Annotated in this window: 20 protein-coding genes and 1 pseudogene; 16 read left to right on the top strand and 5 right to left on the bottom strand. The window is 70.3% G+C overall.

The genetic code is table 11. The annotated features are described in order from the left end of the window. The first annotated feature begins 207 nt into the window (after positions 1-207). Positions 208-1,869 carry an AarF/UbiB family protein gene (locus tag Q0863_RS18100; protein ID WP_345780535.1) on the top strand — a complete coding sequence of 554 codons (1,662 nt, stop codon included), beginning with the start codon at positions 208-210 and terminating at the stop codon, positions 1,867-1,869. A gap of 101 nt (positions 1,870-1,970) precedes the next feature. Here the strand turns inward: Q0863_RS18100 and dapE are convergent, their stop codons facing one another. From dapE to map, 5 genes are all read right to left on the bottom strand, one after another. Further along, on the bottom strand, positions 1,971-3,119 hold the full coding sequence (gene dapE / locus Q0863_RS18095) for a succinyl-diaminopimelate desuccinylase (RefSeq protein WP_298581666.1): 1,149 nt from the start codon (positions 3,117-3,119) through the stop codon (positions 1,971-1,973). A 72-nt stretch (positions 3,120-3,191) separates the two neighbouring features. After that, a complete protein-coding gene (locus tag Q0863_RS18090; protein ID WP_298581664.1) occupies positions 3,192-3,545 on the bottom strand; it encodes an arsenate reductase in 354 nt (117 codons plus the stop codon). Between the two features lie 100 nt (positions 3,546-3,645). Then, positions 3,646-4,494 (bottom strand): 2,3,4,5-tetrahydropyridine-2,6-dicarboxylate N-succinyltransferase, encoded by an 849-nt coding sequence (dapD, locus tag Q0863_RS18085; RefSeq protein WP_345780533.1) that lies wholly within the window; start codon positions 4,492-4,494, stop codon positions 3,646-3,648. Next, positions 4,491-7,091, bottom strand: a complete 2,601-nt coding sequence (glnD, locus tag Q0863_RS18080) for a [protein-PII] uridylyltransferase (RefSeq protein ID WP_298581662.1) — start codon at positions 7,089-7,091, stop codon at positions 4,491-4,493. The genes dapD and glnD overlap by 4 nt, the downstream gene beginning before the upstream one ends. Positions 7,092-7,163: 72 nt before the next feature. Further along, positions 7,164-7,940: a type I methionyl aminopeptidase gene (gene map / locus Q0863_RS18075; protein WP_298581660.1), complete on the bottom strand. Its 777-nt coding sequence runs from the start codon at positions 7,938-7,940 to the stop codon at positions 7,164-7,166. Between the two features lie 468 nt (positions 7,941-8,408). On the opposite strand from map, the gene rpsB reads away from it, so the two are divergent. From rpsB to Q0863_RS18000, 15 genes and pseudogenes are all read left to right on the top strand, one after another. Further along, positions 8,409-9,206: a 30S ribosomal protein S2 gene (gene rpsB / locus Q0863_RS18070; protein WP_298581658.1), complete on the top strand. Its 798-nt coding sequence runs from the start codon at positions 8,409-8,411 to the stop codon at positions 9,204-9,206. Between the two features lie 129 nt (positions 9,207-9,335). After that, positions 9,336-10,208 carry a translation elongation factor Ts gene (tsf, locus tag Q0863_RS18065; RefSeq protein ID WP_298581656.1) on the top strand — a complete coding sequence of 291 codons (873 nt, stop codon included), beginning with the start codon at positions 9,336-9,338 and terminating at the stop codon, positions 10,206-10,208. Between the two features lie 141 nt (positions 10,209-10,349). Further along, a complete protein-coding gene (locus Q0863_RS18060) occupies positions 10,350-11,858 on the top strand; it encodes a GGDEF domain-containing protein (protein ID WP_298581654.1) in 1,509 nt (502 codons plus the stop codon). A 137-nt stretch (positions 11,859-11,995) separates the two neighbouring features. After that, complete coding sequence (pyrH, locus tag Q0863_RS18055) at positions 11,996-12,718, top strand: UMP kinase (protein WP_298581653.1); 723 nt, start codon at positions 11,996-11,998, stop codon at positions 12,716-12,718. Positions 12,719-12,918: 200 nt separating this feature from the next. Continuing rightward, a complete protein-coding gene (frr, locus tag Q0863_RS18050) occupies positions 12,919-13,476 on the top strand; it encodes a ribosome recycling factor (RefSeq protein ID WP_298581651.1) in 558 nt (185 codons plus the stop codon). 81 nt (positions 13,477-13,557) lie between these two features. Continuing rightward, positions 13,558-14,340 (top strand): polyprenyl diphosphate synthase, encoded by a 783-nt coding sequence (gene uppS / locus Q0863_RS18045; RefSeq protein ID WP_298581649.1) that lies wholly within the window; start codon positions 13,558-13,560, stop codon positions 14,338-14,340. Further along, positions 14,337-15,200: a phosphatidate cytidylyltransferase gene (locus tag Q0863_RS18040; protein ID WP_298581647.1), complete on the top strand. Its 864-nt coding sequence runs from the start codon at positions 14,337-14,339 to the stop codon at positions 15,198-15,200. The genes uppS and Q0863_RS18040 overlap by 4 nt, the downstream gene beginning before the upstream one ends. Then, positions 15,167-16,372 (top strand): 1-deoxy-D-xylulose-5-phosphate reductoisomerase, encoded by a 1,206-nt coding sequence (dxr, locus tag Q0863_RS18035; protein WP_345780534.1) that lies wholly within the window; start codon positions 15,167-15,169, stop codon positions 16,370-16,372. Before Q0863_RS18040 ends, dxr begins: the two co-directional genes overlap by 34 nt. 9 nt (positions 16,373-16,381) lie before the next feature. Further along, a complete protein-coding gene (rseP, locus tag Q0863_RS18030; RefSeq protein WP_298581645.1) occupies positions 16,382-17,743 on the top strand; it encodes an RIP metalloprotease RseP in 1,362 nt (453 codons plus the stop codon). Positions 17,744-17,805: 62 nt separating this feature from the next. After that, on the top strand, positions 17,806-20,343 hold the full coding sequence (bamA, locus tag Q0863_RS18025) for an outer membrane protein assembly factor BamA (RefSeq protein ID WP_298581643.1): 2,538 nt from the start codon (positions 17,806-17,808) through the stop codon (positions 20,341-20,343). Positions 20,344-20,358: 15 nt separating this feature from the next. Then, entirely contained in the window at positions 20,359-21,399 is a 1,041-nt protein-coding gene (gene lpxD / locus Q0863_RS18020; protein ID WP_298581641.1) for a UDP-3-O-(3-hydroxymyristoyl)glucosamine N-acyltransferase, read from the top strand. After that, positions 21,396-21,851, top strand: coding sequence for a 3-hydroxyacyl-ACP dehydratase FabZ (fabZ, locus tag Q0863_RS18015; protein WP_298581639.1), 456 nt, complete (start codon positions 21,396-21,398; stop codon positions 21,849-21,851). Before lpxD ends, fabZ begins: the two co-directional genes overlap by 4 nt. A 1-nt stretch (position 21,852) precedes the next feature. After that, complete coding sequence (gene lpxA / locus Q0863_RS18010; protein ID WP_298581637.1) at positions 21,853-22,641, top strand: acyl-ACP--UDP-N-acetylglucosamine O-acyltransferase; 789 nt, start codon at positions 21,853-21,855, stop codon at positions 22,639-22,641. Positions 22,642-22,694: 53 nt separating this feature from the next. After that, positions 22,695-23,910 (top strand): annotated as a pseudogene (lpxB, locus tag Q0863_RS18005) (lipid-A-disaccharide synthase); the annotation flags it as partial. Further along, positions 23,891-24,463, top strand: coding sequence for a ribonuclease HII (locus Q0863_RS18000; protein ID WP_298581633.1), 573 nt, complete (start codon positions 23,891-23,893; stop codon positions 24,461-24,463). The pseudogene lpxB and the gene Q0863_RS18000, both read left to right, overlap by 20 nt. The last annotated feature ends 154 nt before the right edge of the window (positions 24,464-24,617 follow it).

Here is a 24,617-nt window from a genome sequence, read left to right as displayed (position 1 = left end):
GCGCGCACGATTGTTCGCCGCATTCGAATTGCGGTTGCGAACCTGCGCGTTGCGGGAGGACTGCGATGCCATGGAGCGACCATAATCGAGCCATTCCGGCTTTGCAACGGTTGCAGACACAACCGTCACCGTGGCGCCGGAATACTTCGGGCGCGCTGGCCGGGGGCCGGCGGACAGCCGAAGGGGCGAGTACACGTGAACGACACCATGCAGCGGCTTTCCCGCACCTCCCAGGTCATCGCGATGTTCGCGCGCTACCGGCGCGCCGGCATCATGACCGGCTTCGACCTGGGCGAGATGCGCGAGGAGGACGCCGCCGACGGCGGGACCGACGCGCTGGCCGAGCGCTTCGTCGCGGACCTCGAAGAGATGGGGCCAGCCTTCGTCAAGCTGGGCCAGGCCCTGTCGACGCGCCCGGACCTGGTGCCGGCCAGCTGGATCACCGCGCTCGAGCGCATCCAGGACGACGCGACGCCGGCCCCGGTGGGCGACATCGAAGCGCTGCTGGAAAGCGAACTGGGCGTGCGCGCCAGCAAGGTGTTCGCCGAGATCGACCCGCAGCCGATGGCCGCGGCCTCGCTGGCGCAGGTGCATCGCGCGGTGCTGCACGACGGCCGCGTGGTGGCGCTGAAGATCCAGCGCCCGGACGTGGCCGGCGCGGTGCGCAGCGACCTCGACGTGCTGGCGCGCCTGGCCGACACCGCCGACACCCTGACCGACGCCGGCCGCCGCCTGCGCCTGGCCGACTGGATCGGCGAGTTCCGCAAGGCCATGGTCAACGAACTCGACTACCGCATCGAGGCCGAGAACCTCGACCGCTTCGGCCGCCACCTGTCCGGCTACCCGCTGCTGCGCGTGCCGACCCCGCTGTGGGACTACGTGACCCCGCGGCTGCTGGTGATGGACTGGATCGACGGCATCAACGTCACCCGCATCACCGGCCTGCGCCGCACCGAACTCGACACCCTGCCCGCCACCCGGCAACTGCTGTGCGCCTACCTCGACCAGGTGTTCGTGCACGGCGACATCCACGCCGATCCGCATCCGGGCAACGTGCTGCTCGGTCCGGACGGGCGCATCGCGCTGATCGACCTGGGCATGGTCGCCACCATCCCGCCGCGCCAGCGCGAACACCTGCTCAAGCTGGTGTTCGCCGCCGTGGACGGCCGCGGCGAGGACGTCGCGCGCGAGCTGGTGGTGCTGGGCACCCGCCTGGAGGACTTCGACGAGGCCGCGTACATCCGCGAGATCTCGCAGGTGGTGGCCCGCTACGCCAGCACCACCCGGCGCGCCTCCGAAGGCCGGATGGTGCTGGACCTGGTGCGGCGCGCGACCGAGTGCGGGCTGCGCACGCCGCCGGAGATCAGTCTGCTCGGCAAGACCCTGCTCAACCTGGAACGGGTGGTCGATGCGCTGGCCCCGGAACTGGACATCCGCGAACAGATCGAATCGCACCTGCAGTCGCTGATGCGCGACCGCATGCGCAAGGCGCTCTCGCCGGCCAACCTCGCCACCGAGGCGCTGGAGCTGCAGGAGCTGGTGCGCGACGCGCCGCGCAAGCTGTCGGACACGCTGTCGCTGATGGCCGCCAACCGCATGCAGGTCCGGCTGGCGGGCCTGGACGATTCGCGGCTGATGGAGAACCTGCAGAAGATCGCCAACCGGATCGCCTCGGCGGTGGTGATCGCCGCGCTGCTGCTGTCGTCCACCCAGCTGATGCGGCTGGACGTGGGCCCGACGATGTTCGGCTATCCGGCGCTGGCGGTGGTGATGTTCGTGATCGCCGCGGTGCTGGGCGTGATGCTGGTGGTCAGCGCCATGCGCTACGACCATCGCGCGCGGCCGCTGGAACGCACCGGGGCCGAATAAGGCCACAGGCGGCGCGGAGACACCCGCGCCGTCGCATTGCCGGCATCAGCCGCGTCATGCAGGGACCGGATCGCCCGCAGCCCCGCACTGGCAGTAACGCCTTATGCGGAGCGGTCCGAGTTGCCGACCAGCAGCCGCTCGGCCAGCCGCAGGTACAGCTCCGGCAGCGCCTCGAGGTCGGCCACGCGCACGTGTTCGTCGACCTGGTGGATGCTGGCGTTGACCGGTCCGATCTCGATGCACTGGGCGCCAAGTGGGGCGATGAAACGCGCGTCCGAGGTGCCGCCACCCGTGCTTTCCTCCGGCATCGCCCCGGCGAACTGCGCCAGCACCTCGCGCGCCGCGGCGCGCAGCGGACCTTCCGGGGTGTGGAACGGCTCGCCGCTGCGATGCCAGCGCAGCGTGTAGTCCAGGCCGTGGCGATCGAGCAGGGCCGACACCTCGGCTTCAAGGGACGGGGCGTCCCAGTGCGGGTTGTAGCGCAGGTTGAACGACACCTGCAGCTCGCCGGGGATGACGTTGCCGGCGCCGGTGCCTGCGTGGATGTTGGAGATCTGCAGGCTGGTCGGCGGGAAGCTCTCGTAGCCCTGGTCCCAGCGGCGCGTCGCGAGTTCTGCCAGCGCGGGCGCGGCGAGGTGGATCGGGTTGCGCGCCTTGTCCGGATAGGCGACGTGGCCCTGGACGCCACGCACGTCGAGCGTCGCCGACAGGCTGCCGCGACGGCCCACCCGCAGCAGGTCGCCCAGACGCGCGGTCGACGAGGGTTCGCCGGTGATGCACCAGTCGATGCGCGTGCCGCGTTCGCGGAACAGTGCGGCGACGCGGCGCACGCCGTCGATCGCGTCGCCCTCCTCGTCCGAGGTCAGCAGCAGGGCAATGGTGCCGGGATGGTCCGGATGCGCGGCCACGAACCGCTCCAGCGCGACCACGAAGGCGGCGACGCTGCCCTTCATGTCGGCCGCGCCGCGCCCGTACAGCACGCCGTCGCGTACCGTCGGCACGAAGGGGGCGCTGCGCCAGGTCTCGGCCGGGCCAGTAGGCACCACGTCGGTATGGCCCAGCAGCACCAGCACCGGCCCACCGCTGCCGTGCGTGGCCCAGAGGTTGTCGACCTCGCCGTAGCGCAGCGCTTCGATCGCGAACCCCGCGCCCGCCAGCCGCGTGGCGACGAGCGCCTGGCAGCCGGCGTCGTCCGGCGTCACCGACGGCCGCGCGATCAGCGCGCTGGCCAGCTCGAACACCTCGCTCACGTGGTCATGCCTCCGATGTGGGGGCGGCCGCCATCCGGGGTCCGCGCGGCCCTTGCGTCGCGCAACTCCATCTCAGATGCCGAAGCGCTGCTTGAAACCGTTGTCGGTGAAGCCCTGGCTCACCTGTCCATCGCCGGTCACCACCACCGGGCGCCGGATCAGCTGCGGGTACTCGCGCAGCAGCAGCTTCCATTCCGCATCGCTGGCGACCGCCTTGCGGTTTTCGGGCAGCTGCCGCCAGGTGGTCGAGGACTTGTTGACCATCGCCGCGAATCCACCGAGCTTGCCGGCCCAGTCCACCAGGGTCTCCGGCGAAGGCTTGCTGTCGCGATAGTCGACGAAGGTGTGGGCGATGCCGAAGCGGTCGAGCCACTTCGTCGCCTTGCGGCAGGTGTCGCAGTTCTTCAATCCGTAGAGCGTGGTCATCCCGTGTTCCTGTTCGATCCGCGCCAGGCGCGTTCACCGGCGCCCGCATATCCGGCCACCCGGCCGTTCCGCGTCGCCGACGTGTCGCCTTCCGGGGCGCTCAGTCCGCCAGTCCGCGCAGCAGGTCGTTGACGCTGGTCTTGCTGCGGGTCTTCTCGTCGACCTGCTTGACGATGACCGCGCAGTACAGCGAATGCGAGCCGTCCTTCGCCGGTAGCTGGCCCGAGACCACCACGCTGCCCGGCGGCACGTAGCCGTAGCTCACCTCGCCGGTGGCGCGGTTGTAGATGCGGGTGGACTGGCCGAGGAACACGCCCATGCCGATCACGCTGTGGTGGCCGACGACCACGCCTTCCACCACCTCCGAGCGCGCACCGACGAAGCAGTGGTCCTCGATGATGGTCGGGCTTGCCTGCAGCGGTTCGAGCACGCCGCCGATGCCGGCGCCGCCGGACAGGTGCACGTGCCGGCCGATCTGCGCGCAGGAGCCGACGGTCGCCCAGGTGTCGACCATCGTGCCCTCGCCGACATGCGCGCCGATGTTGACGAAGCTCGGCATCAGCACGACATCGCGGCCGAAATAGGTGCCGCGGCGCGCGACCGCACCGGGCACCACGCGCACGCCCAGGGCCCGGAAGCGGTCCGCGTCGAAGCCGGCGAAGCGCGCCTCGACCTTGTCCCAGTAGGGCGCCGGCTGCGCTTCGACAACCGCCATGTCGTTGACGCGGAAGTACAGCAGCACCGCCTTCTTCAGCCACTCGTTGACCTGCCAGCCGCCGCCGGGCTTCGGTTCGGCCACGCGCAGGTCGCCGCTCTCCAGCCCTTGCATTGCCGCCTCCACCGCCGGCCGGACCAGGTCGTCCGTTTCCTCGCCGGTCAGCGTGGTGCGACGCTCCCAGGCGTCCTCGATGGTGCGCTGGATGCCGCTCGCCTGTGCCGCTGGGGTCATGCCTTGCTGTCTCCGTCGATGCCAAGCTGGAGCGCGTCGCGCAGGGCGTCGCGCTGGATGTCGTCGAGTGCGCGGTCTTCGCGGTCGCTGACCAGGAAGACGTCCTCGGCGCGCGCGCCGAAGGTGGCGATGCGCGCATCATGCACGCGCAGGCGCTGCTGGCGCAGCACCTGGGCGATGTCGGCGAGCAGGCCCGGTCGGTCGGTGCAGACCAGGCTGACCACCGTGTGGCGTCCGTCGGGTGCCGCGTCGAAATCGACCTGCGGCACGACCCGGAAATGGCGCAGGTGGCGCGGCTGCGCGCGCCGCGCCGGGCGCACGTCCAGCGAACCTGCCAGCACCGTCGCCAGCTTGCGCTCGATCGCGCCGATGTCCGGCGCCTGGCGCTGGTCGACCGACAGCACCTGGAACGTATCGAAGATGGTGCGCTGCGGCCCGTCCAGCGCGCGCGCCTGCTGGATCGCCAGGCCCAGCCTGTCCAGGGTGATGACGATGGCCGCGAACAGGCCGTCGCGGTCCGGCGCGTGCACGAACACTTCCAGCGCGTCGCCGGCGCCCGCGACCCGGCGCACGCGCACCACGGCCGCGCCTGGCCCGGTCTCGCGCAACGCCTGCGCCTGCCACACCACCTGGTCGGCGCGTGCGCGCAGGAAGCTGTTGTCGGGCATGCGCGCGAACAGTTCGTCGATGCCCTCGACGCCTTCGGCGACCAGCAGGCCGCGGGCCTTGTCGCGGGTCTCGACGATGCGGTCGGCGGCGCCGACGCGGTGTTCCAGGCCGCGCCGCAGCGCGTAGCGGGTGGCGGTGCGCAGGTCGGCCAGCAGCCTGTCCTTCCACGCGTTCCACAGTCGCGGCGAGGTGCCGGCGATGTCGGCGCAGGTGAGCAGGTACAGGTAGTCCAGCCGCTCGCGGTCGGCGACCTGCGTCGCGAACCGGTGGATCACCGCCGGATCCGAGATGTCCTGCTTCTGCGCGGTCACCGACATCAGCAGGTGCTTGAGCACCAGCCATTCCACCAGCTCGGTATCGCCGGCGCCGTAACCGTGCGCCTCGCAGAAGGCGCGCGCGTCGACCGCGCCGAGTTCGGAATGGTCGCCGCCGCGGCCCTTGGCGATGTCGTGGAACAGGCCCGCGATCAGCAGCAGTTCCGGCTTGCGCAGTTGCGGCCACACCTCGTGGGTATCGGAGAAACGCTCATCGGCGATGCCGGCCGAGAACGAAGCCAGGTTGCGCAGCACCGCCAGCGTGTGCTGGTCGACGGTGTACACGTGGAACAGGTCGAACTGCATGCGCCCCGACACCTGGGCGAACGCCGGGATCCAGCGCCCCAGCACGCCCAGCCGGGCCATGCGTTCGAGCGTGCGGACCGGCCCCGGGCCGCGCAGCAGTTCGACGAACGCCTCGCGCATCTCCGGATTCGCCACGTCGTAGGCCGGCAGCGCGTGCAGCGATTCGGCCAGCGCGCGTGCGGTGCGCGAATGCAGCCCCTTGGCCTCGGGATGGTCGGCCCAGAGCGCGAACAGCGCGAGCACCCGAGACATGTCGCCGCCCGGCCAGAACTCGTCGCGCGCCACCAGGTAGCCGCGCTTCATCGCGAACTCCGCGTCCAGCGGCACCGCCTCGACGTCGCCTTCGATCTGCTCCTCGTAGCGCTGCAGCAGGCGCTCGCCGATGCGCAGCAGGATCGCCGCGCTGCGATAGAACCCCTGCATCATGCGCTCGACCGCCGCGTTGTCGGCATCCTCGATGTGCTGCAGGCGCGCCGCGAGCGCCTTCTGGTAGTCGAAGCGCAGCCGCTCCTCGCGCTTGCCGGCCACCAGGTGCAGGCCGTAGCGCAGGCGCGAGAGCACGGCCCACTCGCGCTCCAGCGCCGAGTATTCGTCCAGGCCCAGGTGGCCCAGCGGGATCAGCGACTCGATGTCGCGGGTCCCGAACACGCGCCGCGCCATCCAGCGCAGGGTATGGATGTCGCGCAGCCCGCCGGGGCCTTCCTTGATGTTGGGTTCGAGGTTGTCGGCGGTATCGCCGAAGCGCGCATGGCGCTGGCGCAGCTCCTCGCGCTTGGCATAGAAGAACTCGCGCGCCGGCCAGACCCGGTCCACCGACACCGCCTGCTCCAGGCGCACGGCCATTTCCGGCGTCGCCACCAGCGGCCGGGCCTCGATCAGCGAGGTCATGACGGTCAGGTCGTCGGCGGCGGCCTGCGTGCACTGGTCCAGCGTGCGCACCGCATGGCCGACTGGCAGCCCGGCATCCCACAGCAGCGCGAACAGTCGCGACAGGGCCGCCGTATCGGCTTCGCTCGCCTCGTCGCCGACCAGCACCAGCAGGTCGATGTCCGAGCGCGGGAACAGCTCGCCGCGGCCGTAGCCGCCGATCGCGAACAGGGTCAGGGCGGCGTCGGCCGGCACCGTGCGCGACCAGGCCTGGCGGACCAGCGCGTCCACCGCGATCACCCGCGCCATCAACAGCCGCTCGATATCGCCGTCGGCGTCGAAGCGGACCGCAAAGGCGGCATCCTGCGCGCGCAGCTGCTCGGCCGCGAGCGCGGCCCAGGCCGCGTCGTCCTCGCCCTGCGTGGCCTCCACCTCAGTCACCGGCGAAGACGCCGCGCGGTCCTGCGGGCAGGACGCGCGTGGGACCGGCATGTGGCGTCGCCCCGCATCGGCCTAGAGATCGTTGTCGTCGCCGGGCAGGCGGGTGAGGATCTCCACGCCGTCGGCGGTCACCAGCACGGTGTGTTCCCACTGCGCGGAAAGCTTGCGGTCCTTGGTGACCACCGTCCAGCCGTCGGGCAGCAGGCGGGTGAAGCGCGTGCCCTCGTTGATCATCGGCTCGATGGTGAAGGTCATCCCGGGTTGCAGCACCACGCCCTCGCCCGGCCGGCCGTAGTGCAGGACCTGCGGGTCCTCGTGGTAGACCTTGCCGATGCCGTGGCCGCAGTACTCGCGCACCACGCTGAAGCGCTGGCCTTCGGCGTATTCCTGGATCGCGTGGCCGATGTCGCCCAGGGTCGCGCCCGGACGGACCGCCCGGATCCCGCGGAACAGCGCCTCGCGGGTGGTCTCGACCAGACGCCTGGCCATCACCGAGGGCGTGCCCACGTAATACATGCGGCTGGTATCGCCGTGCCAGCCGTCCTTGATCACAGTGACGTCGATATTGATGATGTCCCCGTCCTTGAGCACCTTGGCTTCGTTCGGGATGCCGTGGCAGATGACGTTGTTGGCGGAGATGCAGGTGGTCTTGGGGTACCCCTTGTAGCCGAGGTTGGCCGGGGTCGCCTTCTGGACGTTGACGATGTGGTCGTGGCAGATGCGGTCGAGCTCGTCGGTGCTGACGCCGGGCTTCACGTGCGCCGCGACGACCTGCAGCACCTCGGCCGCCAGGCGGCCGGCCACGCGCATCTTCTCGATCTCGTCGGGGGTCTTGAGGGAGATGGTCATGCGTCCATTATCGCCGAGCGCGGCGCGCTCTGCCCGGGGGGCCGGGTCCGGCGCCGGCGCGGCCGGGCGGCGGCCTCGCTTCAGCGACCGCGGCCCGGCAGGCGATGGACCGCCAGCTGCGAGGGCCGACGTCCTGCCACGCGTCGGGCCAGCGCCCCGTGGCAACCCACGCTCCCGTCGAGGGACCGCGGGTTTGCCTGGAGCCTCCCGTCCGGTTATGATTCCGCGGCTGTGCCTGGCCGTCCCGCCAGCCAGCCGCCCACGCCGGGCGCGGCGTCGTCCCTGACGCAGGCGAATACACACCCGCTGCAGACACCCGTGCCGGGGTGTCCCGGTCCGGAAGGACGGGATCTGGCCACGGAGGCAGCGGGGAGGCCCAACCCCGGAACCACGCGCCCTGCCCCGTGCAGGACCGCACCGCCCTTCACAGACCCCGGGCGGCGGTTCCCCTGTCAGGAGTTCCCTGCAATGCCCCAGATCACCATGCGCCAGATGCTGGAAGCCGGCGTCCACTTCGGCCACCAGACGCGTTACTGGAACCCGAAGATGGCCCCGTACATCTTCGGCGCCCGCGGCAAGATCCACATCATCAACCTCGAGAAGACGGTTCCGCTGTTCAACGACGCGATGAACTTCATCTCGGGCATCGCCCAGAAGCGCGGCATCATCCTGTTCGTCGGCACCAAGCGCAGCGCGCGCGAGGCGGTGAAGGAAGAGGCCGAGCGTTGCGGCATGCCGTACATGACCCAGCGCTGGCTGGGCGGCACGCTGACCAACTTCCGCACCGTCAAGCAGTCGGTGTCGCGCCTGAAGGAACTGGAAGCGGCCGAAACCGACGGCACCTTCGACAAGCTGGTCAAGCACGAAGTGCTGGGCCTGCGCCGCGAGCGCGAGAAGCTGCTGGCCTCGCTGGGCGGCCTGAAGGACCTCAACCGCCTGCCCGACGCGCTGTTCGTGATCGACATCGGCCATGAGGACATCGCGGTCAAGGAAGCCAAGAAGCTCGGCATCCCGGTCATCGCCGTGGTCGACACCAACTACGATCCGGCCCTGGTCGACTACGCCATCCCGGGCAACGACGACGCGATCCGCGCCGTGCAGCTGTACGCCCGCGCCGCCGCCGACGCCGTGCTCGAGGGCAAGGCCGCCGCGCCGAACGCCTCCAGCGTGCGCGAGGAAGAGTTCGCCGAGGGCGAAGGCAAGCCGGGCCGCCGCGCGCCGGCCAAGAAGGACGCACCGGCCGGCGAAGCCGCCGCCGCCGAGTAACCGCGTCGCAACGCAGCCGCGGCACCCTGCCGCGGTCGCGTTCATCGGCCTGCGGCCCCATCCCGGGCCGCACCGAATCCCACGGCGGGCCGCGCCCGCCTGCCCGTCTTTCTTCGAATCGAGGTCCCCATGGAAATCACCGCATCCCTGGTCAAGGAACTGCGCGAGCGCACCGGCGCCGGCATGATGGAGTGCAAGAAGGCGCTCAGCGAACACAACGGCGACGTCGACGCCGCCGCCGAGGCCCTACGCAAGTCCGGCCTGGCCAAGGCCGACAAGAAGGCCAGCCGCGTCGCCGCCGAGGGCCGCATCGCGGCCGCGCAGGAAGCCGGCAAGGCCGTGCTGGTCGAGATCAACTCCGAGACCGACTTCGTCGCCAAGGACGAGAACTTCCTGGGCTTCTCCGAAGCCGTGGCCGCCGCCGCGATCGGCGCTGCCGACATCGAGGCGCTGAAGGCCGCGAAGCTGCCCTCCGGCGAGACCGTCGAGGAAGCGCGCGCCGCGGTCATCGCCAAGGTCGGCGAGAACGTGCAGGTGCGTCGCCTGGCGCGCATCGACAGCGACAACACCGTGGCCGCGTACGTGCACGGCGGCAAGATCGGCGTGCTGGTCGAGCTCAAGGGCGGCGACGCCGAACTGGCCCGCGGCCTGGCCATGCACGTCGCGGCGATGAACCCGCCGCACAACAAGCAGAGCGACGTGCCGGCCGAGTTCGTGGCCAAGGAAAAGGAAATCGAGATGGCGAAGATGTCCGAGAAGGACCGCTCCAAGCCGGCCGAGATCCTGGAGAAGATCATCGGCGGCAAGATCGCCAAGATCGTCAACGAGGTCAGCCTGTACGGCCAGCCCTACGTGCTCGATACCGACAAGTCGGTCGAGGCCGTGCTCAAGGCCGCCGGCGCCGAAGTCATCGGCTTCCAACGCCTGGCCGTGGGCGAAGGCATCGAGAAGGTGGTGGAAGACTACGCCGCCGAAGTGATGAAGCAGGCCGGCCTGGCGTAAGCCGCCGCGCCCAGCCGAAATGCCGGAAGAAGCCGCGGGGAACCGCGGCTTCTTCCGTTTCGGGCCTCCCCACCGGGTGACGTGGCTAAGGAATCGGCCTGCGCGGCCGATACCGGCTCCGGATTCCCCTGGCAGGTTGCGATGCACCCCGAACTCCAAGCCGTGCTGAGCCACTGCCGCAGCCTGCCTTCGCCGCCGGCGATCGCACTGCGCATCATCGAACTGGCCCAGCAGCCGGACGCGGACCTGGATGCGACCGTCGAGGTGATCTCCAGGGACAGCGCGCTCAGCGCGCGCATGCTGCGCATCGCCAACTCCCCGCTCTACGCCAACCGCCGCCAGGTCGCGACCCTGTCCCAGGCGCTGACCCTGCTCGGCCTCAACGCCACGCTGAGCCTGGCGCTGGGACTGTCGCTGAGCCGCACCCTGCGCAACACGCAGCCACGCGACGCGCTGTCGATCCTGTGGCAGCGCAGCGTGCTGTCGGCGATGGCGGCGCGCCTGCTGGGCGAGGAGCTCGGACTGGCGCGGCTGGAGGAACTGATGCTCGCCGGCCTGCTGCAGGACCTCGGCGCCCAGGCCCTGCTCCAGGCCCGGCCCGACGCCTACCGCGAGCTGCTGCGCGTGGCCGAGGACCCCGACGACCGGCTGCGGCGCGAGCGCGAGGCGCTGGGCGCCGACCACGCCGAGATCGGCGCCTGGATCGCCGGGCACTGGAACCTGCCCGGCTACCTGCAGCAGGCGATCGGCGCCAGCGAGTCGCCAGCCGGCAGCGGCCACTGCTTCCACGACTGCGTCGCCGCCTCCGGCCTGGTCGCCGACCTCTGGCTGGCCGAAGGGGAGGAGCGGATCCGCGACGCCCGCCAGCGCGCGCTGGCCGCCACCCGCGACCGGCTCGGCCTGGACCAGGCCCGTTTCGACGCCCTGGTCACCCGCATGTCCGACGCGTTGCCCGAGATCGCGGCCCTGTTCGACGTGCACATCGTGCAGCAGGAACAGCTGGACGCGATCGTCGAACACGCCCGCGAACTGCTGCTGCTGCGCAACCTGCGCGAGATCCAGGGCGCCTTCCAGGCGCGCAGCCAGGCCGACGCCGCGGAAGAGCGCGCGCGCCAGTTCGAGGAGCTGGCGCTGCGCGACCCGCTGACCGGCATGTACAACCGGATCCAGCTGGAGGACGTGCTGGCGCGCGAATTCGAGGCCTCGCTGCGGCGCGACGAACCGCTGACCCTGGCGTTCATCGACCTGGACGATTTCAAGCAGGTCAACGACCGCCACGGCCACCTGGTCGGCGACCAGGTGCTGAGCGAGTTCGCCCGGACCCTGTCTCGCCTGCTGCGCGGCGCCGACCTGATCGCCCGCTACGGCGGCGAGGAATTCCTCGTGGTGCTGAGCAATTCGACCAGCGATGCCGCGCAGGTGGTGATCCGGCGCATCCTCGACGAGGTCGCGCGCACGCCGATGGCGATCGTCGACGGCAAGCCGCTGTACGTGACCTTCTCGGCGGGCCTGGCCACCCAGGGCGAACACGAGCGGTTCGAGAACGCGCGCCAGCTGCTGGACGCCGCCGACCAGGCCCTGTACGGCGCCAAACGCGAGGGCCGAAACCGGGTGGCAGCCCCGCGCCCGCCCGACGACGCGGATTCCTGAGCCAGCGTACCGGCGTGGCGCGCCGCGCCAGCGTGCCGGCCCGGTGCCTGCCGGTACCGGGCCGGATCGGCGCGCAGCGCCCTCGCGGCCCTGCGCGATCCGCTAGAATTCACGCGTTTGCCACTCCCGAGACCCCCATGTCCCAACTTGCCTATCGCCGCGTCCTGCTCAAACTCTCCGGCGAGGCGCTGATGGGCGACGAGGACTACGGCATCGACCCGAAGGTCATCGGGCGCCTGGCGCGCGAGGTCATCGAGGCGCAGCAGGCCGGGGCAGAAGTCGGGGTGGTCATCGGCGGCGGCAACATCTTCCGCGGCGCGGGCCTGGCCGCCGGCGGCATGGACCGGGTGACCGGCGACCAGATGGGCATGCTGGCCACGGTCATCAACGCGCTGGCGATGCAGGACGCGCTGGAGAAGCTCGGCGGCAAGGTCCGGGTGATGAGCGCGATCAAGATCAACGACGTCTGCGAGGACTACATCCGCAGGCGCGCGATCCGCCACCTGGAGAAGGGCCGGATCGCGATCTTCGCCGCGGGCACCGGCAATCCCTTCTTCACCACCGATTCGGGCGCCGCGCTGCGCGCGATCGAAATCGGGGCCGACCTGCTGCTCAAGGCCACCAAGGTCGACGGGGTGTACGACAAGGACCCCAAGAAGCATGCCGACGCGGTGCGCTACGACAGCCTGACCTATGACGAGGTGATCTCGCGCGACCTGCAGGTGATGGACACCGCCGCCTTCGCCCTGTGCCGCGACAGCGACCTGCCCCTGCGCATCTTCGACATGTCCCAGCCCGGCATGCTGCTGCGCATCCTCAAGGGCGAGCCGATCGGCACTTTGGTGCGCGGCCGCCGCTGAACCGCGTTGCCGCTGGCGTCCCGCCGCGCCACCCCGCCCCCTGCGCCGCGGGCCATTCGACGCAAACGCACCCCGGCCAGCGTCCGCAAGCCCGGCCACCCACGCCAGTGGGCCGCCACGGCGGTCCGCACGGGGCCGTGCGGGCGCCACACCGCCTATAATCCGCGGTCTAGCCTCAAGCAGACCAACCGGAGCCGGTGATGCTCAACGAAATCAAGAAGGACGCCCAGACCCGCATGGCCAAGAGCATCGACGCTCTGCGCCACACCCTGGTGAAGGTGCGCACCGGACGGGCCTCGACCGGGCTGGTCGACAGCATCCGGGTCAGCGCCTATGGCAGCGACGTGCCGCTGTCGCAGGTCGCCGCGGTGTCGGTGTCCGACTCGCGCTCGCTGGTGATCCAGCCGTGGGACAAGGCGATGGTAGGCGTGGTCGAGAAGGCCATCCTGGCCTCCGACCTCGGCCTGACCCCCAACACGGCCGGCACCACCATCCGCCTGAACCTGCCCGCGCTTACCGAGGAGCGGCGCCGCGACCTCACCAAGGTGGTCCACGCCGAGGGCGAGGACGCCAAGGTCGCGATCCGCAACATCCGCCGCGACGCCAACCAGCAGGTCAAGGAGCTTCTGAAGGACAAGTCGGTCACCGAGGACGACGTGCGCCGCAGCGAGGACGAGATCCAGAAGATCACCGACAAGGCGATCAAGGACGTCGACGACGTGGTCAAGGCCAAGGAACAGGAACTGATGGCGGTCTGAGGCCGGCCGGGAACGGCGAATGGAGCATCGCCCGCCCGCCAGCCACGCCATGCCGCAGGCAGCGATACACACGGACCGCCCTTGAACGCCTCCCGATTCACGACGCCCGCCCCCGCGGTGCCGCGGCACCTTGCCGTCATCATGGACGGCAACGGGCGCTGGGCCGCGCGCCGCCGCCGGCCGCGCGCGATCGGCCATCGCGCCGGTGCGCGTGCGGTCAACACCTGCATCGATTTCTGCCTGGAACAGGGAATCGGCGCGCTGACCCTGTTCGCGTTCTCCAGCGAGAACTGGGGCCGGCCGCAGGACGAGGTGGGCGCGCTGATGAAGCTGTTCGTCGCCGCGCTCGACCGTGAAGTCGAGGAACTGCACCGGCGCGGCGTGCGGGTGCGCTTCATCGGCGAACGCGGCCGTTTTTCCGACAGCATCCGCGATCGCATGCAGGCCGCCGAGACGCTGACCGCCGGCAATACCCGGCTGTCGCTCAACATCGCGGCCAGCTACGGCGGCCGCCAGGACATCGCCGCCGCCGCGCGCTCGCTGGCCGAGGACGTCGCCGCCGGCCGGCTGCATCCCGGGCAGATCGACGAAGCGGCGCTGGACGCCCGCGTCGCGCTGGCCGACCTGCCGCCGCCGGACCTGTTCATCCGCACCGGTGGCGACTACAGGATCAGCAACTTCCTGCTGTGGCAGCTGGCCTACACCGAATTGTGGTTCACCGAGACGCTGTGGCCCGAACTCGATGCCGCCGTCCTGCATGAGGCGCTGCGCGCCTATGCCGGGCGCGAGCGCCGCTTCGGGCTGACCGGCGACCAGGTGGCCGACCGGGCCCGGCCCGACCTCCAGGGGAGTCCCACGCCTTGACCCGCACCCGCGTGCTCGCCGCGCTGACCATGGCGCCGCTCGCCATCGGCGGCGTGCTCCTGCTGCCCACGCCCTGGCTGGTCGCGCTGTCGGCGATCGTGTTCCTGATGGCGCTGTGGGAATGGTTCCGCCTGTCGGAAATCGACGACACCCTGCAGCGCACCGTGCTGCTGGTGGCCAACCTGCTGCTGATGGCCGCGCTGGTCTGGGCCTCGCCCAACGACAGCGGTGGCTCGCTGGTGCTGTTCAAGCTGGTGGCGATGCTCGGCGTGGTCTGGTGGTTGCTGGCGATGCTGTGGCTGCGCCACTACGACTTCGCCTCCGACCACGACAGCCATGCACGCGTGTTCAAGCTGGCCGCGGGCACGGCCGCGGTGGTGCCGGCCTGGTGCGCACTGGCGGTGCTGCATGCCGGCGATCCCACGCCCACGGCGTGGCCGCTGGTCAGCCAGGGCCACGTGTGGCTGCTGACCGCGCTGATGATCGTCTGGGCGACCGATACCGGCGCCTACTTCGCCGGGCGCAGGTTCGGACGGCGCAAGCTGTCGCCGCGGATCAGCCCCAACAAGACCGTCGAGGGCCTGCTGGGTGGCGCGGCCGGCGGCGTGGCCGTGGCGCTGGCGATGGCGCCGCTGGCGGGGGCCAGCCTGGGGCAGCTGCCGCTGGTGGCGGTGGCCGCGCTGGCCACGGTGCTGGTTTCGGTGGTCGGCGACCTGTTCGAAAGCCTGCTCAAGCGCCACGTCGGCGCCAAGGATTCGGGCACCCTCATTCCCGGGCATGGCGGCATCCTCGACCGCGTCGACAGCGTGCTGGCGGCCCTGCCCGTATTCGCCGTGGCGAAGATCTGGCTGGACTTCTGATGCAGCGCGTCGCCGTGCTGGGCGCTACCGGGTCGATCGGCGGGTCGGCGCTCGACGTCATCGCCCGCCATCCCGAACGGATGCGCGCCAGCGTGCTGGCCGCCGGGAGCAACGTCGAGGCGCTGGTCGCGCTGTGCGCCACGCACCGCCCGGAGCACGCGGTGGTCGGCGAGCCGTCGCGACTGCCGGCACTGCGCGAAGGCCTGCGCGCGGCGGGCGTCGCCACGTCCGCGCACGCCGGCGCGCAGGCGCTGTCGGAGCTGGTCGCCGGCGCCGACTGCGAGACCGTGGTCGCCGCGATCGTCGGCGCCGCCGGGCTCGGTTCCACCCTCGCCGCCGCCCGCGCCGGCAAGCGCCTGCTGCTGGCCAACAAGGAATCGCTGGTGCTGGCGGGCGAACTGCTGACCGGGGCCGCCGCTGCCGCCGGCGCGGTCGTCGTGCCGATCGACAGCGAACACAACGCCATCTTCCAGTGCCTGCACGGCCACGCCGCAGGCGCCGAGGTGCGGCGCATCACCCTGACCGCGTCGGGTGGACCGTTCCGCGGCTGGGACCGCGCCCGACTGGCGGCGGTGACGCCGGCCCAGGCCGTGGCCCACCCCAAATGGTCGATGGGTCCGAAGATCTCGGTCGATTCGGCCACGCTGATGAACAAGGGCCTGGAGCTGATCGAGGCGCACCACCTGTTCGGGCTGCCCGACGGCCAGCTCGACGTGCTGGTGCATCCGCAGAGCCTGGTCCACTCGCTGGTCGAGTTCGTCGACGGATCCACCCTGGCCCAGCTGGGCCTGCCGGACATGCGCACCTCGCTGGCGGTGGGCCTGGGCTGGCCTCAGCGCATCGCGTCGGGGGTCGGCCCGCTCGACCTGGCCCGCCACGGCCGGCTGGAGTTCGAACCGCCGGACATGGCGACCTTCCCCTGCCTGCGCCTGGCCCGCGAGGCGCTGCGCGCCGGCGGCACCGCGCCGGCGGTGCTCAACGCGGCCAACGAGGTGGCGGTTTCAGCCTTTCTTCAGGGCCGGATCGGTTTCCTGTCCATCGCCGCGCTGGTCGAGGAGGCTCTCGCGGCCATTGCGGTGGAACCGGCACAATCGCTGGCGGCGCTGGGCGATGCCGACGCCCGCGCGCGCCACCACGCCAGCCACGCCATCGCCACAGGTGCCATCGGATGAACCGCCGCCATGACTGACTTCCTCGGCGCCGCCTGGTGGCTGCTGGTCAGCCTCGGCATCCTGGTGACCATCCACGAATTCGGCCATTTCTGGGTCGCGCGCCGCTGCGGCGTGCGGGTACTGCGCTTCTCCATCGGCTTCGGCGGGGCGCTGTGGCAGCGGACCGCCCGCGACGGCACCGAGTACCGGATCGCCGCGATCCCGCTCGGCGGCTACGTGAAGATGCTCGACGAGCGCGAGGCCGACGTGCCGGAAGCCGAGGCCGGCCGCGCCTTCAACCGCCAGCCGGTGTGGAAGCGGATCGCGATCGTCGCCGCCGGCCCCGCCGCGAACCTGCTGCTGTGCTTCGCCCTGCTGTGGGCGATGTTCGTGATCGGCCGCCCCGACTACGCACCGGTGCTCGGCCCGTCCACCGGCATCGCCGCGGCGTCGGGCCTGCGTGGCGACGACCGCGTGCTGGCGCTCGACGGGCGCGCGACGCCGACCTGGATGGAACTGCAGATGGCGCTGCTGCCCGCCGCGCTGGACCGTGCCGACGTGCCGCTGCGCGTGGCCGGCCGCGATGGCGCGGAACGCCAGGTGACGCTGCGCCTGTCGCAGCTGCCTGCCGATTTCGACCAGCGTCAGGTGCTGCGCAGCATCGGCCTGGTGCCACGCCACTTCACCGTGCCCGCCGACGTGGGGCAGGTGCTGCCCGACGGCGCCGCCTGGGGCACGCTGGCCGAGGGCGACCGCATCACCGCGATCGACGGTCGCCCGGTCGAGCGCTTCGAGGACATCGGCCCGCTGGTGCAGGCACTGGGGGAGGGCGGCGGCGAGGCCATGATCGAGGTGACCCGCGATGGCGAGCGCCTGGCGTTCCCGCTCGCTCCGCGCGAGGTGGAGGGCGACGGCGGTGATCGGCGCTGGGTGCTGGGCATCGAGGCGCCGCGCCGGATCGAGCTGCCGCCCAAGGACGCGCTGCAGCAGTACGGACCCGTGGCCGCGGTGCCGGTGGCCGCGCGCGAGGTCGGCCACCTCACCGGCCAGCTGCTGGGGATGATCCGGCGCGCCTTCACCGGCCGCCTGGCGCTGGAAAACACCGTCGCCGGCCCCCTGACCATCGCCCGCGCCACCAATGCCTACGCCAGCCAGGGCGTGGCCTGGTACCTGACGATCCTCGCCATGCTGTCGCTGAGCATCGCCATTCTCAACCTGCTGCCGATCCCGCTCTTGGACGGGGGACACCTGTTGTATTACCTTATCGAGTTGGTCAAGGGCAGTCCGTTAAGCGAACGTGCGATGGCTGCCGGGCAGTATGTCGGCCTGGTGCTGTTGGCTGGCCTGATGGGCCTGGCGTTCTACAACGACATTCTCCAGCTGGTGCGCTGATGCCCCGCTCTCCGACCACCATTGCGTCAGCAATGGAGCACTTCCCCAATCCGGACCGATCGATGACGCGTACTCCTGCCCGCCACCTGCTTGCACTCGCCCTCGCGACCGCCATCGCACCCGTCTGGGCCCAGCAGGCGGTCGATCCGCAGGCCGCATTCGCGGTGCCCACGCCGGCGGCGGTCCAGCCGGCTGGCGCGTTCACGGTCAGCGACATCCGCATCGACGGCCTGCAGCGCATCGGCGCCGGCACCGTGTTCACCTACCTGCCGATCGAACGTGGCGACACGATCAACCAGACCCGCGTCGGCGAGGCGGTGCGCGCGCTGTACCGCACCGGCTTCTTCGAGGACATCCAGATCGGCCGCCAGGGCGACATCCTCGTGGTCACGGTGACCGAGCGTCCGGCGATCAACAAGCTGACCCTGACCGGCAACAAGGACATCAAGACCGAGGACCTGACCAAGGGCCTCAACGACATCGGCCTGTCCGAGGGCGAAACCTTCGACCGCCTCGCGCTGGACCGCGTGACCCAGGAACTGACCCGCCAGTACAACAACCGCGGCAAGTACAACGTGGAGATCACGCCGACGGTCTCGCGCCTGGATCGCAACCGCGTCGACGTCACCATCGCCGTCAAGGAAGGCAAGGCGGCCAAGATCCGCCACATCAACCTGATCGGCAACGAGCTGTTCGAGCAGGAAGAGCTGACCGACAGCTGGGAATCCGGCGAGAGCAACTGGCTGAGCTGGTACCGCCGCGACGACCAGTACTCCAAGGAAAAGCTCTCGGGCGACCTGGAGAAGCTGCACAACTACTACCTGGACCGCGGCTACGTCGATTTCAGCATCGACAACACGCAGGTGGCGATCAGCCCCGACAAACGCGACATGTTCATCACCGCCGGCCTGAGCGAAGGCGAGATCTACACCATCTCCTCGGTCGAGGTCACCGGCGATACGGTGCTGCCCAAGGAGGACATCGAGCGCCTGGTGATGACCCGCGAAGGCCTGGTGTTCTCGCGTGCGCTGCTCGAGCTGTCGTCCGACGCGATCACCGCCACGCTGGGCAACATCGGTTACGCCTTCGCCCAGGTCAACACGATCCCCGAGATCGACCGCGAAAAGCGCACGGTCGGCATCAAGCTGCAGGTGGTGCCGGGGCCGCGCGTGAACGTGCGCCGCATCGTGTTCCGCGGCAATACCCGCACCTCCGACGAGGTGATGCGCCGCGAGATGCGCCAGTTCGAGGGCGCGTGGTATTCGCAGGCCGCCATCGACCGCTCCAAGGTGCGACTGCAGCGCCTGGGCTATTTCGAGTCGGGCAGCGTCAACGTCGAGACCCAGCCGGTGCCGGGCAGCAACGACGAGGTCGACGTGGTGTTCAGCGTCACCGAGACCACGTCGGGCAGCTTCGTGTTCGGCATCGGCTATTCGCAGCTCGCCGGCCTGACCACCTCGGTGCAGCTGTCGCAGAACAACTTCCTGGGCAGCGGCAACCGCGTGTCGGTCGAGGCGCAGCGCAACGTCTACCTGCAGCGCTACTCGTTCTCGTTCCTCAACCCCTATTTCACCGACGACGGCCTGTCGCTCGGCTACAACCTGTGGTGGCGCGAGTTCGACAACTCCGAGTTCAATACCGCCCAGTTCTCCTCGACCAACGCGGCGGCGCAGGTGGTCCTGGGCCTGCCGATCACCGAGTCGGACACGGTCTCGGCCCTGGTCGGCATCGATCGCAACCAGATCTTCGCCTGGCAGGGATCCTCGCCCCAGTCCATCGTCGATTACATCGACGCCGTCGGCTCGCGCACCTTCCATTCCTGGCGCAGCGAACTGGCCTGGGCGCGCGATTCGCGCAACGATTTCCTGCAGCCCACGCGCGGCACCCTGCAGCGCGTGTCACTGGAAACGACCCTGCCTGGATCGACGGTCGAGTACTACAAGCTCAACTACGAGTTCTCGAAGTACTGGCCGATCAGCCGCTCGCTGGTGCTCAACACCCGGTTCGAACTCGGCTACGGCGACAGCTACGGCGATGATGTCTATCGCACCTTCTGTCGTCGCCTTGGCGGGGATCCGCTGCCGCCCGGAGGCGGTGCGGCGCCGGACCCCGTCCCCACCCCGGGCGGCGAGTGCGAAGACGGCTCCGTCTACAGCAAAACCCTGGTCGCAACCGGCCTGCCTTTCTTCGAGAACTTCTACGCGGGCGGCGCGCGTTCGGTGCGCGGCTTCCGCGACAACACGCTCGGCCCGCGCGAGAGCGCGTTCAACAGCAGCTACCTGCAGCCGATGGGCGGCTCGCTCAAGACGGTCGGTTCGCTGGAGATGTTCTTCCCGCAGCTGATCAAGTCGCCGGCCGCACGCGTCTCCGCCTTCGTGGACTTCGGCAACGTGTTCCGCAACGTCGATGCCTTCGAGAGCAGCGAGCTGCGTGCCTCGGCCGGCGTCGCGCTGATGTGGCGCGCGCCGGTCGGTCCGATCTCGATCAGCTACGCGTTCCCGATCCGCAAGCAGGACGCGGTGCGCGACAGCAATGGCCGCGTGCTGGTCGAAGGCGACGAGCTCGAGCGCCTGCAGTTCACCTTCGGCGGCGCGTTCTAGCCGCCAGCCGGAACCATGCCCCCGCACAGCATCACGGTCACTGCGGGCGAGCTCGCCGAACGTTTCGGGCTCGTCCTGCAGGGCGACGCCTCGCGTCGTGTCCAGGGCGTCGGTACGCTGGCCGCCGCAGGACCCACGCAGCTGGCGTTCCTGGCCAACTCGAAATACCGCGGGCAGCTGGCGCAATCCGGCGCCGGCGTAGTCGTGGTGCGCGCCACCGACGCCGAAGGCCTGTCGCGCGACCTGCTGATCGCCGGCGACCCCTACGTGGCCTTCGCCCGGATCGCGGCCCTGTTCGAGCCGCCGGTCCCGGTCGATGCCGGTATCCACCCGACCGCTTTCGTCCATCCCGAGGCCGAGGTCGACGCGGACGCGTCGGTCGGGCCGCACGCCAGCATCGGCCCGCGCAGCCGGGTCGCCGCCGGCGCGACCGTCGGTCCGGGCTGCGTGGTCGGCGAGGACTGCGAGATCGGTGCCGGCAGCACCCTGGTCGCCCGCGTCACCCTAGTACGGCGCGTGCGCCTGGGCGCGCGCGTGCTGGTGCATCCCGGGGCGGTGCTGGGCGCGGACGGCTTCGGGCTAGCGCTCGATCGGCAAGGCGACGAGCCGCACTGGATCAAGGTGCCGCAGCTTGGCGGCGTGCGGGTGGGCGACGACTGCGAGATCGGCGCCAACACCACGATCGACCGCGGCGCGATCGAAGACACCGTGCTCGAACATGACGTGCGCCTGGACAACCAGATTCAGGTCGCGCACAACGTCCGCATCGGCGCGCACACGGCGATGGCGGGCTGCGTAGCCGTGGCCGGCAGCACGACGATCGGACGGTACTGCATGATCGGCGGCGCCGCCGGCATCGCCGGACACCTGGAGATCTGCGACCGGGTGATGGTCACGGCGATGAGCCTGGTGACCCACTCGATCCGCGAGCCGGGGGAGTATTCTTCCGGCACTCCGCTGATGGACAGCCGCAGCTGGCGCCGCAACGCGGTCCGCTTCAAGCAGCTCGACGCACTGGCCCGGCGCCTGCGCCTGCCGACAAAGGGAAACGAATGAACCAGCCGGTCACGCTACCGATCGACATCAACGGCATCCACGAACTGCTGCCGCACCGCTACCCGTTCCTGCTCATCGACCGCGTGGTCGAGTTCGAGCACGGCAAGCGCGTGCTGGCCTACAAGAACGTCACCGGCAACGAGCACTTCTTCCAGGGCCACTTTCCCGATCGCCCGGTGATGCCGGGCGTGCTGGTGATCGAATCGCTGGCGCAGGCCGGCGGCGTGCTTTCCCAGCTCACCCACGGCGGCAGCCTCACCGGCCGCCTGTCCTACCTGGTGAAGGTGGACAACGCGAAGTTTTCGCGGATGGTGGTGCCGGGCGACCGCCTCGACCTCGAGGTCGAGATCCGGCGCGAGATCCGCAACATGACGCTGTACTGCGGCGTGGCCCGCGTCGGCGGCGAGCAGGTGGCCTGCGCCGACATCCTGTGCGCCGAGGTGCGCAGCTGACATGGGGCAGGCCGGCATCCATCCCACCGCGGTCGTGGATCCGTCCGCGCGCGTCGGCGAAGGAGTGTCGATCGGTGCGTTCACCCTGGTCGGGCCCGATGTCGAGATCGGCGACGGAACCTTCGTCGGTCCGCACTGCAGCGTGCAGGGTCCGACGCGCATCGGTCGCGAGAACCGCATCGTCGGACACGCCGCGATCGGCGGCGATCCACAGGACAAGAAGTACCGCGGCGAGCGCGTCGCGCTCGAGATTGGCGACCGCAACCTGATCCGCGAGTTCGTGACGCTCAATCGCGGCACCGGCGAAGGCGGCGGGATCACCCGCATCGGCAGCGACAACTGGCTGCTGGCCTACACGCATGTCGCCCACGACTGCGTGGTCGGGAACCACTGCGTATTCTCCAACAACGCCTCGCTGGCCGGCCATGTCGTGGTCGGCGACCACGTGATCCTCAGCGGTTTCGCGGGCGTGCACCAGTTCTGCCGCATCGGCGCGCACGCCTTCATCGGCATGGGCGCGTTCGTCAACGGCGACGTCCCCCCGTTCCTGATGGTGGCGCAGGACAAGTACGCGCGGCCGCGCGGCATCAACGCCGAAGGCCTGAAGCGGCGCGGCTTCGACGCCGCGCGCATCGCGGCCATCCGCCGTGCCTACCGCGCGCTCTACATGGGCGACGCGAAGCTGGACGAAGCCAGGGCGGAACTGGAGGAGATCGCCGCCGCCGGCAGCCGCGACGTGAAGGCGATGCTGGAATTCATCGAAAGCGGCGACCGGCCGCTGTTGCGGTGAGTCCGCACCGCAGGCAGCAGCCAGCGGGTGTCGCGCCGGCCTCCGGTGCGCCCGTGGAGCCGTGGACCGTGGCCGCAGACGTGACCGCTCCAGACCTGCGCCCGCTGCGTATCGGCCTGGTGGCGGGCGAAGCTTCGGGCGACCTGCTCGGCGCCGGCCTGGTGGAACAGCTGCGCCTGCGCTTTCCGCAGGCGCAGTTTGCCGGGGTCGGCGGGGCCTCGATGCGCGCCGCCGGCGTCGATACCTGGCATGACGCATCCGAACTGGCCGTGATGGGGCTGAGCGAGGTGTTGCGCCACCTGCCGAGACTGCTGCGGCTGCGACGCGGCCTGCGGCGGCGGCTGCTCGACTGGCGCGCGGACGTCTTCATCGGCATCGACGCACCCGACTTCAACCTCGGCCTCGAGCGCGCGCTCAAGCGCCGCGGCGTCCCCACGGTCCACTACGTGAGTCCGTCGGTCTGGGCCTGGCGCCAGGGGCGCGCCGCCCGGATCGGACGCAGCGCCGACCGGGTCCTGTGCCTGTTCCCGATGGAGCCGCCGATCTACGCCAGGCACGGAGTCGACGCCGCGTTCGTCGGCCACCCCATGGCCGATGCGATGCCGCTCAATCCAGATCGCCGCCGCGCCCGCGCCGAACTCGGCCTGGACGACGTGGCGCCCGTACTCGCGGTGCTTCCCGGCTCGCGGCTGGGCGAGATCGAACGGCTCGGCGCCATCTTCCTCGACGCGGCGCACCGCGTCGCCAGCCGGGTACCGAAGCTTCGCGTGGTGGTGCCGGCCGCCACCCCTGCCTGCGCCGAAGCAATCCGCGCGCTGCTCGTGGCCTCGCCACTGCCCGACGGCTGCGCGCTGCTGCTCGACGGCCAGGCCCGCGAGGCGATGGTGGCTTCCGACGTCGTGCTGCTGGCATCGGGCACCGCCACGCTGGAAGCGATGCTGGCCAAACGACCGATGGTGGTCGGCTACCGCATTGCGCCCAGCACCTATCGCATTGTGCGTTCGCTCGGCCTGCTCAAGGTCGACCGCTATGCGCTGCCCAACGTGCTGGCCGGGCAGACCATCGCGCCGGAGCTGATGCAGGACGACTGCACGCCGGACAGGCTGGCGCAGGCGATCGTCCAGTGGTTCGAGGAGCCGGCTGCCGCCCTGGCGCTCGAGCCGATCTACCGGGACCTGCATCTGGCCTTGCGCCGGGACGCCTCTGCATCCGCCGCCGAAGCGGTAGCCGCGTTGCTGGAGGCATCGCGATGAAGCGCTTGGTGGCCGGCGTGGACGAGGCAGGTTGCGGGCCGCTGGCGGGACCGGTGGTCGTGGCCGCGGTCATCCTCAATCCGCGGCGCCGCATCCAGGGCCTGGACGACTCCAAGAAGCTCAGTCCGGCCAGGCGCGAGGCGCTGTACCCGCAGATCGTCGAGCGCGCCGTGGCCTGGCGCATCGAGTTCGTCCGCGTCGACGAGATCGACACGCTCAATATCCTGCAGGCCCGCCTCACCGGCATGCGCCGCGCGCTGTACGCGTTGAGTCCGGCCGCCACCCATGCGCGTATTGATGGCGACCGTCTACCGGTCGACCTGCCCTGCCACGCCGAAGCGGTGGTCGGGGGCGACGGCCTGGAGCCTGCCATCATGGCCGCCTCGATCCTGGCCAAGGTCGCGCGCGACCGGGCGATGGTCGAACTGCATGCGCTTTTTCCCCAGTACGGCTTCGACCGGCACAAGGGGTATGCCTCGCAATCGCACCTGGCGGCGCTGCGCGAACACGGACCCTGCCCGCACCATCGGCGCAGTTTTTCGCCCGTGCAGCAGACGCTGTTCCTGTAGGGACGCCGGTTCCACAGCCTGCTGGTCGCGTCTACCGCCAGTTGAACTGGATGCATAAAAAAACCCCCAGCGTGTGTGCTGGGGGTTTTGGGGTAAAGACCCTGGCGATGACCTACTCTCGCATGCGGCTGCACACTACCATCGGCGCGTAAGC

Source organism: uncultured Luteimonas sp. (genome assembly GCF_947492465.1).
In the GTDB taxonomy this organism is placed as follows: Bacteria; Pseudomonadota; Gammaproteobacteria; order Xanthomonadales; family Xanthomonadaceae; genus Luteimonas.
Note: the sequence above shows the minus strand (reverse complement) of the source record. Positions and strands in the feature narration are given on the sequence as shown.